The organism is Nocardioides sp. Root190 (assembly GCF_001428565.1).
GTDB lineage: Bacteria > Actinomycetota > Actinomycetes > Propionibacteriales > Nocardioidaceae > Nocardioides.
This window is the reverse complement of sequence record NZ_LMIA01000013.1, coordinates 37,685-52,707: the sequence shown is the minus strand read 5'-3', so window position 1 is coordinate 52,707 and position 15,023 is coordinate 37,685. Positions and strand designations below refer to the sequence as shown.

Annotated in this window: 5 protein-coding genes; all 5 read left to right on the top strand. The window is 69.0% G+C overall.

Going from position 1 to position 15,023, the window contains the following annotated elements:
- The first annotated feature begins 144 nt into the window (after positions 1–144).
- The 5 genes from ASE01_RS20785 (at position 145) to ASE01_RS20765 (ending at position 15,020) form a co-directional block, all read left to right on the top strand.
- On the top strand, positions 145–2,757 hold the full coding sequence (locus ASE01_RS20785) for an FtsK/SpoIIIE family DNA translocase (protein ID WP_082606275.1): 2,613 nt from the start codon (positions 145–147) through the stop codon (positions 2,755–2,757).
- On the top strand, positions 2,754–4,640 hold the full coding sequence (locus ASE01_RS20780) for a helix-turn-helix domain-containing protein (protein ID WP_056757167.1): 1,887 nt from the start codon (positions 2,754–2,756) through the stop codon (positions 4,638–4,640). The genes ASE01_RS20785 and ASE01_RS20780 overlap by 4 nt, the downstream gene beginning before the upstream one ends.
- 43 nt (positions 4,641–4,683) lie before the next feature.
- Positions 4,684–6,123 (top strand): 30S ribosomal protein S12 methylthiotransferase RimO, encoded by a 1,440-nt coding sequence (gene rimO / locus ASE01_RS20775; RefSeq protein ID WP_056757165.1) that lies wholly within the window; start codon positions 4,684–4,686, stop codon positions 6,121–6,123.
- The gene (gene pgsA / locus ASE01_RS20770; RefSeq protein ID WP_056757162.1) at positions 6,123–6,773 is read left to right on the top strand and encodes a CDP-diacylglycerol--glycerol-3-phosphate 3-phosphatidyltransferase; all 651 of its coding nucleotides are present in this window, start codon (positions 6,123–6,125) and stop codon (positions 6,771–6,773) included. The genes rimO and pgsA overlap by 1 nt, the downstream gene beginning before the upstream one ends.
- A gap of 195 nt (positions 6,774–6,968) precedes the next feature.
- Complete coding sequence (locus ASE01_RS20765; protein ID WP_056757159.1) at positions 6,969–15,020, top strand: ExeM/NucH family extracellular endonuclease; 8,052 nt, start codon at positions 6,969–6,971, stop codon at positions 15,018–15,020.
- The last annotated feature ends 3 nt before the right edge of the window (positions 15,021–15,023 follow it).

Here is a 15,023-nt window from a genome sequence, read left to right as displayed (position 1 = left end):
AGAGTCCCGGCGCAAGATCTCCCTGTCGGGTGGGTCTGGGCAGGAAGGTTTGCGGCGGGCGGCGGCGGGCCGCAATCCCCAGCCAGGGAATCCCGTTCGCGTGTTGTCCCTGTGACAGATGGGACTTGTGGGTAAGTTGTGAGCATGGCGACCCGTACGTCTTCCCCGACGGCGTCGCGTAGCAGGACCGCCGCTTCTTCTCGCTCGGGCGCGAAGAAGACGACCAGCTCGCGATCTCGTAGTACGACCACCAAGAAGAAGCCACCGGCCAAGAAGTCGACTTCGGCCAGGCGGCCAGCTCCGCGCGCCGTCCGAAGCGGCCCCGGGCCGGTTGCGCGCGCCTTCACGGCGCTCGGACGTGGTGTGGCGGCGGTGTGGATCGCTTTCGCGCACGGCATCGGTGCCGTCGCTCGCGGCATCGGTCACGGCGCCCGCGACATCGAGCCCGAGCAGCGCCGTGACGGTTTCGGACTGCTCCTGTGCGGGGTGGCACTGATCATCGCCGCCGCGGTGTGGTTCGAGGTGCCCGGCGGCGTCATGGACTTCACCCGCACCGCGGTCTCCGGCACGGTCGGCAAGATCGGCTGGTTCGTCCCGCTGCTGGTGCTCCTCGCCGGCTGGCGGATCATGCGCGACCCGGCCGGCAACGGCCCCGCGGGTCGTCAGGTCATCGGCTGGTCGGCGTTCTCCTTCGGCCTGCTCGGCATCGTCCACATCGCCAACGGCACCCCCGAGCCCGTCCAGGGCGACACCTCCGCGCTGCGTGAGGGCGGGGGAGCGGTCGGGTACGTCGTCTCCGCGCTCCTGCTGGACCTGTTGCGGTCGGCCTCGGTCGTCGTGCCGCTGCTCGCACTGCTCTCCTTCTTCGGCGTGCTGGTCATCACCGCGACGCCGCTGTACCGCGTTCCGGACCGGCTGCGCGATCTCAGCGACATGCTGTTCGGTCGCCACCACGAGGACCTCGGCGACGAGACCCAGGCGATGCGCCTGGACGACACCTTCGAGCGGATGGGCGACCCCGCCTACGACTCCCCGGTCGTCGCGGAGCCGAAGAAGCGCCGCCGCAAGAAGGCCGAGGAGAACCCGGCCGAGGAGTCGATGGAGCTTCTCGAGCCGATCGACCTCCCGCTCGTCGACGACGAGCCGATCGACCCGGAGGCCGGCAGCAACGCCCTCATCTCGCGTCGTCTCGGCCGGGCGAAGGCCACGCCGGAGGAGACCGGCGACCTCGAGCCGCCGCCGCACGCCGACCTCCCGCAGCGCGTCGAGCAGCTCGCGCTGTCCGGCGACATCGTCTACACGCTCCCGGATGCCACCGCCCTCAAGCCGGGCGACCCGCACCGGGCCCGCTCCAAGGCGAGCGACGCGGTCGTCGACCGACTGCAGACCGTGCTCGACGAGTTCAACGTCGATGCCCAGGTCACCGGTTACACGCGGGGGCCGACGGTCACCCGCTACGAGATCGAGCTCGGCACCGGCGTCAAGGTCGAGAAGATCCTCGGCGTCCAGCGCAACATCTCCTACGCCGTCGGTTCCGAGGACGTGCGGATCCTCAGCCCGATTCCCGGCAAGTCCGCCGTGGGTGTGGAGATCCCCAACTCCGACAAGGAGATCGTCTCCCTCGGTGACGTGCTCCGCTCGAACGTCGCGCGCACCGACCACCACCCGCTCCTGTCGGGTCTGGGCAAGGACGTCGAGGGCGGCTTCGTGGTCGCCAACCTCGCGAAGATGCCCCACCTGCTCGTCGCGGGTGCGACCGGCTCGGGAAAGTCGAGCTTCATCAACTCGATGATCACCTCGGTGCTGATGCGCTCCACGCCGGACGAGGTCCGGATGATCATGGTCGACCCCAAGCGCGTGGAGCTCAACGCCTACGAGGGTGTGCCGCACCTGATCACCCCGATCATCACCAGCCCGAAGAAGGCCGCCGAGGCGCTCGAGTGGGTCTGCCGCGAGATGGACATGAGGTACGACGACCTCGCGAACTTCGGGTTCCGCCACATCAACGACTTCAACAAGGCCGTGCGCGAGGGCAAGGTCGAGGTCCCTGCGGGCAGCGAGCGCGTCCTCACGCCGTACCCCTACCTGCTGGTCATCGTCGACGAGCTCGCCGACCTGATGATGGTCGCGCCGCGTGACGTCGAGAGCTCGATCGTGCGGATCACCCAGCTCGCCCGTGCCGCGGGCATCCACCTGGTCCTCGCGACGCAGCGGCCCTCGGTCGACGTCGTGACCGGTCTGATCAAGGCCAACGTCCCGTCCCGACTGGCGTTCGCGACCTCGAGCCTCGCCGACAGCCGCGTCATCCTCGACACCCCCGGCGCCGAGAAGCTGGTCGGCCAGGGCGACGGCCTGTTCCTGCCGATGGGCGCTTCGAAGCCCATCCGGGTCCAGGGGGCGTGGGTCACCGAGCAGGAGATCCACCAGGTCGTCAAGCATTGCAAGACCCAGCTCGAGCCGAACTATCGCGAGGACGTCACCGCCCCGGCGGCGGCGAACAAGGTCCTCGACGACGACATCGGCGACGACATGGACCTGGTCGTGCAGGCGATCGAGCTGATCGTCTCCACCCAGTTCGGTTCGACCTCGATGTTGCAGCGCAAGCTCCGCGTCGGTTTCGCCAAGGCAGGCCGACTCATGGACATCCTCGAGAGCCGGGGCGTCGTCGGCCCCAGCGAGGGGTCCAAGGCGCGCGACGTGCTGGTCAAGCCCGATGAGCTCGATTCCGTGATCATGACCATTCAGGGGGAGGCGTGACCCAGGTGAGCGAGAACCCGACAGCCACAGACCAGTTCGGCGAGTTCGACGACGTCGATCATCTCGACGACCTCGACCGGCCCGACGATCGCGGCTCGCTTCCCGAGCACCAGGTGGAGGTGCGCCGCAATGTCGCCCTCGCCTCGACGATCGGCGGCTTCGCTGCCGTCCTGACCGTGGCCTTCGCTGCCCGCGCGTTCACCGGCGGGACCGGCCTGGACTGGTTGGTGTTCGCCGTCCTCGGCATCGTCACCGTCGTGCACCTCGCCTCGCTCGGCGACAGCCGCGCACCGCTCCTGATCGCCGACGGCCATGGTGTCCGGGTGCGCCAGGGCGCCGTGTGGCGTGGCATCGCCTGGCCCGAGATCGACTGCATGGAGCACCTCCCGCGTCGCGGACTGCTCCGCGACGGACACCTTCTCGTCGACGGGTACGACGACCAGCAGCTCGTCGTACCGCTCACCCTGGCCACCCGGGTCGTGGGAGCCTCCGGGGTCTCGCTGAGCGACGTGCTGGCCGACCTGGCCGACGGCCGCGCCGATGTCGTCGAGGTCGTGACCGGCTTCGACGAGGACGGTGGCGTGCGGACCACGACCTCGGTTCCCCGACTCAGCGACCTGTACCGCGACGACGAGCAGGCCACGGTCCCCGGTGAGAAGCGGGGGATCGCGGCGCGCGTGTCCGCCGGCCTCTCCGGTGCCACCGAGGAGGCCGCTCCCGACCCGGAGATGGTGCTCCCGCCTGCTGACGAGTTCGGTCGCCCGGACCAGGCGGACGTCGACCGGCTGCGCTCGCGCCTGGCCCGGATCCGTGAGTCCTCCGGGGACACCGGCAGCATCGAGCGGGTCGACGCCGACCTGGTCGACGACACCGAGACCACCGACGAGATCCTGCTGGGCCCGGCTGCCTCTGCGGCCGGGGATGCCGAGGCGACCGGCGAGATCGACCTCGTCGGGGACGACGACGACCAGTACGACGACCACGACCAGAGCGACGACCAGGGCGGCGATCCGCCGGTGCCCGGGCGTCCCACCGTGCTCCCGGCCCGCGTCGAGCGCGACGCGACCGAGCGGCAGCAGTACGTCGACGAGTCGCACGCGCCGGCCTCCCTGGAGGCACACGAGTCGATGACCGTCGTCCTCGAGGACCTGGCCGTCCAGCCGGCCGCCGAGCCCGTCATCGGACCGGACCTCGGCGCGGCCCGCGAGCGGCTGCGCCTGACCATCGACCAGGTCTCCGAGCGGACCCGGATCCGGCCGCACGTCATCGAGGCGATCGAGGTCGACGACTTCGCTCCCTGCGGAGGCGACTTCTACGCCCGCGGCCACCTGCGCACGCTGGCCCGGGTCCTGGGCATCGACGCAGCACCGCTGGTGTCGGCCTATGACGAGCACTACGCCCACGCTCCCGTCGACCCGCGACGCGTCTTCGAGTCCGAGCTGGCGACCGGAGCGGGCGGTGCGATCCGCAGCACCCGCGGCGGCCGCAACTGGTCGGTGCTCATCGCTGCCGTCATGGGCGCCGTGCTGGTGTGGTCCGTGGCCCGGCTCGTCACTGACGGCCCGGCCCCGGTGGCCGATGCGCCCGTGCTCGGTGACCTCAGCAACGCGACCACCACCACTCAGGGTGATCCGGTGAAGCTGACGCTGACCGCTGCCGGCGGCGGCGCGACGCTCAACGTGCGTGATGCCGCGGGCCGGATCGTCTTCGAGGGCAACCTGGCCTTCGGCCAGACCACCGAGCTCAAGGTCGTTGCGCCCATCCGCATCTACAGCACGGACGGCTCGGTCACCTACGCCGTCGGTGCCGCCCGCGCGAAGGCGCTGGGGGACACCGGGGCCGAGGTCAACAAGACGGTTGTCGTGCGCAAGGGCGCCTCCTGACGAATCCCGGCGAGACCGCCGTCAGCGGTAGGCTCGAGCAGACATGACGACTTCTCCTGCCCCCGTTTCGGTTGCCCTGCTCACCCTGGGGTGCGCCCGCAACGACGTCGACTCCGAGGAGCTCGCCGGCCGCCTGGCCGCCGACGGGTTCACCCTCGTGGACGACCCGGAGGACGCCGACACCGTCGTGGTCAACACGTGCGGCTTCGTCGACGCGGCCAAGAAGGACTCGATCGACACCCTGCTCGCCGCCTCCGACCTGAAGGAGACGGGACGCACGCGTGCCGTCGTCGCGGTCGGTTGCCTGGCGGAGAGGTACGGCGAGGAGCTCGCCGAGTCACTGCCCGAGGCCGATGCCGTGCTGGGCTTCGACGACTACCAGGACATCTCCGGTCGGCTCCGCTCGATCCTGGCCGGTGAGAAGCAGCACCCGCACACCCCCCGTGACCGGCGGCTCCTGCTCCCGATCAGCCCGGCCGAGCGCCAGGCGGTCGCGGAGCGTCCGGCCGACGCGGGCCAGGAGGTCGCGATCCCGGGCCGCGCGGCACTGCGCAAGCGGCTCGACAACAGCCCGATGGCCCCGCTGAAGCTCGCGAGTGGCTGTGACCGCCGGTGCACCTTCTGCGCCATCCCGATGTTCCGCGGCTCCTTCATCAGCCGCCGACCCTCCGACGTCCTGGCCGAGGCCGTGTGGCTGGCCGAGCAGGGCGTGAAGGAGTTGTTCCTCGTCTCGGAGAACTCCACGTCGTACGGCAAGGACCTGGGCGACCTGGGCCTGCTGGAGACGATGCTGCCCGAGCTCGTTGCCGTCGACGGCATCGAGCGGGTGCGGGTGTCCTACCTGCAGCCTGCCGAGACCCGTCCGGGTCTGGTCCGCGCGATCGCGACCACGCCGGGCGTGGCGCCGTACTTCGACCTCTCCTTCCAGCACGCCAGCGCCACGGTGCTGCGCCGGATGCGCCGCTTCGGTGACCCGGAGAGCTTCCTGGGCCTGCTCGACCAGGTCCGTCGACTCGCCCCGGAGGCCGGGGTGCGCTCCAACGTGATCGTCGGCTTCCCCGGTGAGACCGAGGAGGAGTTCCAGACGTTGTGCGACTTCCTCGAAGCAGCGCGGATGGACGTGACCGGTGTCTTCGGCTACTCCGACGAGGACGGCACCGAGGCGGAGTCGTTCGACGGCAAGCTCGACGACGATGAGATCCGCGCCCGCGTCCAGCACGTCACCGACCTGGTCTCCGAGCTCACCGCGCAGCGCGCGGAGGAGCGGATCGGCGAGGTCGTCGAGGTGCTCGTCGAGGAGGTCGACCCCGACGGAACCGGTGACGGAACCGTTGAGGGTCGTGCAGCCGTTCAGGGCCCCGAGGTCGACGGCAGCACCCGCGTCCTCGGCGTCCCGGAAGCCAGGGTGGGCGACTTCGTCCGCGCGGTCGTCGTCGCCTCCGACGGTGTCGACCTGATCGCCGAGCCCCAGGAGGGCAACTGATGAGCGACACCAGCACGGGGGAGACCCCGACCTCGGCCGTGCCGAGCAACTGGAACATCCCCAACGCGCTCACCACGCTGCGGATCTTCCTCGTGCCGTTCTACGGGTGGGCGCTCCTCGTCGACGGCGGCGACTCGGTCACCTGGCGCACGGTCGCGTGGGGCATCTTCTTCGTCGCCATGGTCACCGACAAGGTCGACGGCGACATCGCTCGGGCGCGCAACCTGGTCACCGACTTCGGCAAGATCGCCGACCCGATCGCGGACAAGGCGATCACCGGCATGGCCTTCATCGGCCTGTCGATCATCATGGACACCTGGTGGATGTGGGCGATCACCGTCATCGTGCTGGTCCGCGAGTGGGCCGTGACCCTGCTGCGCCTGTCGGTCCTGAAGTCCGTCGTGATCGCCGCCGCGCAGAGCGGCAAGTGGAAGACCGTCGCCCAGGCGTTGGCCCTCGGCTTCCTCACCCTGCCGCTGCTCGAGGTCGACGGCTGGCTCGACGTCCCGGGCGAGGTGACCTACGGCGTGGCGATCGTGCTGCTGCTGGTCGCCTTCGCGCTGACCCTCTGGTCGGGCTACGAGTTCTTCCGTGACGTGTGGCGCCAGCGCGGGTCGCTGCGCCGCACCGGGAATTCATCCGCGGCCTGAGGTCCGATGCCGCGGTCTGTGCGGCTCCTGTGTGCTCCCGGCACCGTTTCTTCATCAAATCGTTGCAGGAGATTTTCTCAGTCTCTTGTCAGGTGACCGGTTCCCCGGTCTATGGTCAGGGCTCCTTCCCCCCACGTTCGCCTCGCATCTCGGCACTGCGTCGCGGCTGCCGCTTGCGACCACGGAAGAAGATCGATGCGTTCAGCGAAGAAGTTCCTGCTCGGTTCCCTCAGTGCGGCACTGGCCGTGTCCGGCCTGGCGGCCGTCGCAGCGAGCCCCGCCGAGGCCAGCGTCTCGGCCAAGATCACGACGTTCCCCTATGTCCAGGACTGGTCGACCCTGTCGTCCGCCAGCACGTGGGGGGACTTCGACGGGGTGGAGGGATTCTCGACCACCACGACGATCTCGGCGGCCAACCCGGCGAACACCACGGACGTCGGGACGCTCACGGCTGAGGGCACCCTGGTGTCGTCGTTGTCGTTGCAGGCGGCCAACACGCCCAACACGGTGTCGACCGGCGGCGTACTCGCCTTCCATTCGGCGACGAACAAGACCCTCGCGCTGAGCGCCACGGGGTCGATCACGACGCCGTTGCTCGTGTTCCACCTCGACACCACCGGTGAGTCCGGCATCGGGATCGAGTACGACGTCCAGGACCTCGACAGCGGTACTGACGACCAACCGACCAGGGTCGCGCTGCAGTACCGCGTCGGCACCTCGGGTGCCTACACCAACATTCCAGCGGGCTACCTCACCGATGCCACCGTCGCCTCCAACCCGGCGGTCGTGACCACGCACGTCGAGGCCGCTCTGCCCGCCGCGGCGGACGACAAGGCCGACGTCTACGTCCGCGTCATGACGCTCGACAACGCCACCGGCAGCAATGAGCACGTCGGCATCGACAACATCACCATCACCTCGGGTGGAACCAGCGAGCCCGAGCCGCTCGTGGCGACCGACCCGGGCGACAAGACCTTCACGCAGAACCAGGCCATCACGCCCGTCCAGCTCGCTGCGAGCGGTGGTACGTCGCCGTACGAGTGGACGGTCACGAACGGCACGCTCCCGGCTGGCCTCTCGCTGTCTGCGACCGGGCTGCTGACCGGTACGCCGACCACGGTGACCGAATCGCCGGTGGAGATCACCGTCACCGCGACCGACGACGTCGACGCGACCGCTACCGCGACGTTCACGATCGCCGTCGCCGCGCCGCTCTCGATCACCTCCATCGCAGAGCTTCAGGGCACGGGCGCGCGCTCGCCGTTCGCTCCGGCCACCGGCAACACCGCGGGCACCGAGATCAAGTCCACCGAGGGTGTGGTGACCGCGGCCTATCCGTCGGGTGGCTACAACGGTCTCTACATCCAGACTCCTGGTGCTGACACCGTGGGCGCCTCCGACGGCATCTTCGTCTACGGCGGCTCCACCAACGCCAACATCCCGGCTGGGATCCAGGTCGGTGACTCGGTGCGCGTCACCGGCCCGATCGCCGAGTTCTTCGACCTCACCCAGATCGTGCCCGGTGCGGCCGGAGTCACGAAGCTCGACACCTCGCTCGGCACGATCACGCCTCGCGTGGTGGCGTTCCCGACCACGGCCGAGGAGCGCGAGGTCCGTGAGGGCGAGCTGCTCGCCCCGACCGACACGTTCACGGTCTCCAACAACTACTCGACCAACCAGTACGGCGAGATCGGGCTGGCCGTGGGCACCACCCCGCTCAAGCAGCCGACCGAGTTCGCGGACGACGATGACGCCGCTGCCCTCGAAGCCATCGACGCGGAGAACCTCGCCCGCGGGGTCGTCCTCGACGACGGTGCCACCACGAACTTCCTGCAGAACCAGACCACGAAGGCGCTCCCGGTCCCGTACCTGACCATCGCCAACGGTTCGGCCAACCCGAACCCGCCGCGGGTCGGCGCCGAGGCGAGCCTGGAGGCTCCCGTCGTGCTCGACTGGCGCAACAACGTCTGGAAGTTCCAGCCCCAGACGCAGGTGACGCTCAACGGTGCCAGTGTCGTGACGTTCGCGGACGACAGGACCCCGAACCTGACCCCGGCGCCTGTCGGCGGTGACGTCAAGATCGCCACCTTCAACGTCCTCAACTACTTCAACACCACCGGTGAGGCCTATGCCGCCTCCGGCGCGTCGCAGAACCCGCCGCTCGACACGTTCTGCACCTACTACACGGACCGGGCGAGCAACCGGATCGGCAACAACTCCTGTGGGGTGCGACTGCTGGACGACCCGAGCACGCCGGCCAACGAGGGCACCACCAACGACGGTCGTGGGCCGCGTGGTGCGGCGACGTCCGTCAGTCTGACCCGTCAGGAGATCAAGCTCGCCAACACGATCGCCGCGATGGACGCCGACGTGATCGGCCTGGAGGAGATCGAGAACTCGATCAAGCTCCCCGGCGAGGCCAACCGTGACGACGCGGTGGCCCGACTGGTCGAGCTCCTCAACGGTGTCGAGGGTCCGGGCACCTGGAAGTACGTCCGCAGTCCCGGTGAGGCCAACACGGCCGGCGCGATTGCCGAGCAGGACGTCATCCGTCCGGCCTTCATCTACAAGCCGGCCGCGGTGACCCCCGTCGGGCAGTCCGACATCCTCTTCGGCACGACGGAGTTCACCAACGCCCGCGAGCCGCTGGCCCAGGCGTTCAAGAAGACCGGTGGCCTGGACAGCGACGCGTTCGCCGTCATCGTGAACCACTTCAAGTCCAAGGGCGACAGCTGCTCCACCAACGACCCGCCGGCGCTGTGCCAGAGCGGTGACAACACCAACAGCCCGTACTACGGCGCCTTCAACGGCGACCGCACTCGTCAGGCGACGCGTCTGACCCAGTTCGCCGACGAGTTCGCCGAGGAGCGTGGCATCGAGGCCGTCTTCCTCGCTGGTGACTTCAACGCCTACTCGAGGGAGGACCCGATCCACGTCCTCGAGTCGGCCGGCTTCGAGCTGATCGAGTCCGACACCGCCGGTGAGGAGAGCTACTCGTTCTCCGGGTACTCCGGTTCGCTCGACCACGTGCTCGGCAACGAGGCCGCGATGTCGATGGTGACCGGCGCTGACATCTGGGAGATCAACGCCAACGAGGCGATCTCCTACCAGTACAGCCGCTACAACTACAACGTCACCGACTTCTGGGAGCCGAACCTGCCGTTCGGCACCTCCGACCACAACCCCGAGATCGTCGGGCTGAACCTCCCCGACGCGACGGAGCCGTCGTACCAGGAGATCCAGGTCGTCGGCACCAACGACTTCCACGGTCGCCTGCTGCCCGACGGAGGCAACGCCGCGGGTGCGGCACCCTTCGCCTCGGCTATCGACGAGCTGCGCGACGAGAACCCGAACACGGTCTTCGTGGCGGCGGGTGACCTGGTCGGTGCGTCGACCTTCGAGTCCTTCATCCAGGACGACGAGCCGACGATCGACGCTCTCAACGCCATGGGACTCGAGGTGTCCGCTGCGGGCAACCACGAGTTCGACAAGGGGTACGCCGACTTCGAAGGTCGCATCCGCGACCGTGCGGACTGGGAGTACATCGCCGCCAACCTGGAGTACGACGGTTCGATCGCCGCTCCGGACCAGCTCGCCGAGACGTGGGTCAAGGAGCTCGACGGCAAGAGGATCGGCTTCGTCGGCGCCGTCACCGAGGACCTCCCGGCACTGGTCAACCCGGCCGGCATCCAGGGCGTGACCGTCACCGACGTGGTGGACGCGACCAACGCTGCCGCGACCGCGCTGCGCTCGGCGGCCAACCCCGGCGGGCCGGTCGACCTCGTCGTCCTGCTCGTGCACGAGGGCTCGCCCTCGACGAACTGCGCCTCGCCGCAGTTCACCGACCCGGCGACGGTCTGGGGCAACATCGTCCAGAACACCTCGGGCGACGTGGACGCGATCATCTCCGGCCACACGCACCTCGCCTACAACTGCAAGTACCCCGTCGCCGCCTGGGCCGACGACGCCGACCGGGCGGTCAAGCAGCGCCCGGTCGTCTCGGCGGGCCAGTACGGCACCAACCTCAACAAGCTGGTCTTCAAGTTCGACGAGGGCACCGGCGAGCTCGCCGCGGTGACGCAGGACGTCATCGCCACGGCGGGTGTCGGCTACGCGCCCGACGAGGACGTGCAGGACATCGTGGACGCCGCGGTCGACTTCGCGCAGACCGCAGGTGCCCAGGAGCTCGGCCGGATGGAGGGTCCGTTCAACCGGGCTCGCTACCTTCCCGGCGGCAACGCCACCGAGAACCGCGGTGGCGAGTCGACGCTGAGCAACCAGGTCGCCGAGGTCCAGCGCTGGGCCACCGACGAGGCCGGCATCGAGACCGACATCGCCTTCATGAACCCGGGCGGCCTTCGCGCCGACATGCCCGGAATCCTCGACGGCACCAACCGGAAGCTGACCTACCGCGACGCGGCCGACGTGCAGCCGTTCGCCAACACGCTGGTCAACCTGAAGCTCACCGGTGCCCAGCTCAAGACGGTGCTCGAGCAGCAGTGGCAGCGCAATGCCCAGGGCGGCGTGCCGTCACGGCCGTTCCTGCGGCTCGGCATCTCGCAGGGCTTCACCTACACCTATGACGAGACTCCCGAGGTCGTCACCCTGCCGAGCACGGCCCCGGTCAACACCTTCAAGGGCACCGTCACTGGTATGTGGCTCAACGGCGAGCCGATCGACCTGGCGGCGACGTACTCCGTCACGGTCAACTCGTTCCTCGGGACGGGCGGCGACAACTTCTGGGAGCTCGCCAACGGCACCGACAAGGTCGACACCGGGCAGATCGACCTGCAGGCGATGGTCGACTACATGGCGCAGTACGACAACGCGGACCCGCTCCCCGTCGACTACAGCCAGCGCGGCGTGGAGCTGACCCCCGCCGCCAATGCCCCGGCGTCGTACAAGCCGGGCGACACGGTGGACTTCACCATCGCCTCGTGGGCGATGTCGGCGGTCGGTGACGCGACCGACACCGAGCTGCAGGTCAAGCTCGGCGACGAGATCATCGACACCTTCGCGGTGAGCAACACCATCGGCAACCTGCCCTACGACAACTACGGCACGGCCACCGTGTCGCTCACGCTGCCGGAGGGCATCGGCAACGGTGTCCAGGAGCTGACGGTCTACGGGCCGACGACCAAGACGTCGATCCCGTACTTCATCGAGGTCGATGACGTCCGCGACATCCAGATCGTCGGGACCAACGACTTCCACGGTCGTCTGCTGGTCGACGAGTCGCCGGCGGATGCCACCTGCGCGACGGTGCTCTGCCCCGCGTCGGTGCTCTCCGGCACGGTGAAGCAGCTGCGCACGGAGAACCCGGACACCGTCTTCGTGGCGGCCGGTGACCTGATCGGGGCCTCGACCTTCGAGTCCTTCGTGCAGGACGACGAGCCGACCATCGACGTGCTCAACGAAGCCGGTCTCGACGTGTCTGCCGCTGGCAACCACGAGTTCGACCAGGGCTACGAGGATCTCGTCGGTCGGGTCAAGGACCGTGCGGAGTGGGAGTACATCGCAGCCAACGTCAACGAGCCCGAGGGCCGCGACGACCTGGCCGAGACGTGGATCAAGGACTTCGACGGGGTCCGGGTCGGCTTCGTCGGCGCCGTCACCGAGGAGCTGCCGTCGCTGGTGAGCCCCGACGGCATCGAGGGGATCACGGTGTCCGACATCGTGGACTCGACCAATGACGCCGCTGCGGCGCTTCGTGCTCCGGGCAACCCGGGCGGTCCGGTCGACCTGGTGGTCCTCCTGGTCCACGAGGGCTCCGCCTCGACCAGCTGTGCCTCGCCGCAGTTCCTGGACGAGAACACGATCTGGGGCAACATCACCCAGAACGTGTCGGCCGACGTCGACGCGATCGTCTCCGGTCACACGCACCTCGCCTACAACTGCTCGATCCCGGTGCCCGAGTGGGCGACCGAGGGGCGCGACGTTGTCGAGCGTCCCGTGGTCTCTGCCGGTCAGTACGGCCAGAACATCAACAAACTGGTGTTCTCGATCGACGGCAGCACCGGCGACGTGGTCGCCAAGACCCAGTCGATCGTCGCGCTGACCGCCGCCTCACCGAAGGACCCGGCCGTCGAGACGATCGTCAACGCCGCCAAGGCCGAGGCCGAGGTCCAGGGTTCGGTCAAGATCGGCGAGCTCGAGGCGCCCTTCAACCGGGCCCGCATCACGGGCAACACCGACCCGAACCGCGGTGGGGAGTCCACGCTGAGCAACCAGGTGGCCGAGGTGCAGAGGTGGGCCACGGAGAAGCCCGAGTCCGGCTCTGCCCAGATCGCGTTCATGAACCCGGGCGGCCTCCGTTCGGACATGGCCGGCACGCTCAACGGCGACGTCCGTGAGCTCACCTACAAGGGTGCCGCCGTGGTCCAGCCGTTCGCGAACACGCTGGTCAACATGGACCTGACCGGTGCCCAGATCGAGACGGCGCTGGAGCAGCAGTGGCAGCGTACGACGACGGGGACCGTGCCGACCCGGCCGTTCCTGCGGTTGGGTGCCTCCGAGGGCTTCACCTACACCTACGTGGAGACCCCGGTGACCGTCATGGGCACCCAGACCTTCCAGGGTGAGGTGACCGGGATGTGGCTCGACGGCGAGCCCATCGACGCGGCCGCGACGTACTCGGTCACGGTCAACTCCTTCCTGGGCTCCGGAGGCGACAACTTCCGCGAGTTCGCGAACGGGACCGGCAAGGCCGACACCGGCAAGGTCGACCTGGCGGCGATGGTCGACTACATGGCGACCTTCGCTGCCACCGACCCGCTGCCGGTGGACTACAGCCAGCGCGCGGTCGAGGTCGAGTTCCCGGTCGACGCCCCGGCGTCCTACGCGCCGGGCGACACGGTGTCCTTCTCCGTCGGGTCGTGGGCCATGACGGCTCCGGGCGACGCGACCGACACCGAGCTCCAGGTGAAGCTGGGCGAGGACCTGCTCGACTCCTTCCCGGTGGACAACACCGTCGGGACCGAGAGGTACGACCCCTACGGCACCGCATCGGTGGAGATCACCATCCCCGAGGACCAGGCCGACGGTGTGGTGGAGCTGACGCTCGTCGGCGCCACCACGGGCACGGTCTCGCGAGTTCCCGTCACGGTCGACGAGGGCGAGTTCGTCAACGACTCCCTCCCCGTCATCACCGGAACCCCGAAGGTGGGCGTGGAGCTCTCGGCCACGGCCGGCGAGTGGACCCCGGACCCGACGACGACCGCCTACCAGTGGTCGGTCGGCGGAGTCGAGGTCGTCGGCGCGACGACGGACAAGTACACCCCCGTGGTCGGTGACATCGGCAAGACCGTCACCGTCGAGGTCAGCGTCACCAAGGACGGGTACGCCGACGGCTCCGCCGTCTCGGCTGCGACCGCAGCAGTGGTGGCCGCGGACCTCGACGTCATCGCCAACGTCGCGGCCCCTGAGGTCACCGGCACCGCTCGGGTCGGTCGGGTGCTGACCGCCACGGCAGGCACCTGGAACCCGGCTGCGGTGACGACCACCTGGCAGTGGCTCGCGGACAACGTGGAGATCGCCGGGGCCACCGCCTCGACGTACACGCTGACGGCGAACGAGGTCGGCAAGGTCATCACGGTGGAGGTCACCGCTTCGGCGGCCGGCTTCGCGGACGGTGTCGCACTGTCCAACGCCACGGTCGCGGTCGCGAAGGCGACGCCGTCGATCAACGTGGCGACGTCGCGGATCGAGTACGGCAAGGTCGGCACGATCAACGTGACCGTCACGGCCCCCGGGACCTCGGCAGCCGGGGGGCCGGTCACGCTCCGGATCGGCAGCAGCGTGATCGGGACGGGGACCGTCGCCCTGAACGGCGTCGCCCGGATCTCCATCGCGGCCCGCATCGTGAAGCCGTCGACCTCGCTCTACGCGGTGACGGCGACCTACGGCGGCAACGCCGGGGTCGGCACCGGGACGGGCACCGGACCGCTGACGGTCGTCAAGGGCGCGGTCAAGATGACCTACGTCCACAGCGACCCGATCCGCGTGAACCGGACCCGCACCACCGTCACGGTGAGGGTGTCCAACGCCAGTGGACTGGCCGCCAACGGCACGGTGACCATCGCCGCGACCGGCGTCGGCTCGATCACCGTGAAGCTGGTGGACGGCAGGGCCACCACCAAGCTGCCGCTGTTCCGGACCCGTGGCAAGAAGACGCTGGTGGTCCGCTACAACGGCAGCAGCGCACTGGCGGGTCTCAAGCTGAGCAAGACGATCACCGTCATCCGCTAGTCA

What these genes read in the sequence shown, in the direction of transcription:
- ASE01_RS20785 (WP_082606275.1), top strand. Translation starts at nt 145, where the DNA reads ATGGCGACCCGTACGTCTTCCCCGACGGCGTCGCGTAGCAGGACCGCC.
- rimO (WP_056757165.1), top strand. Translation starts at nt 4,684, where the DNA reads ATGACGACTTCTCCTGCCCCCGTTTCGGTTGCCCTGCTCACCCTGGGG.
- pgsA (WP_056757162.1), top strand. Translation starts at nt 6,123, where the DNA reads ATGAGCGACACCAGCACGGGGGAGACCCCGACCTCGGCCGTGCCGAGC.
- ASE01_RS20765 (WP_056757159.1), top strand. Translation starts at nt 6,969, where the DNA reads ATGCGTTCAGCGAAGAAGTTCCTGCTCGGTTCCCTCAGTGCGGCACTG.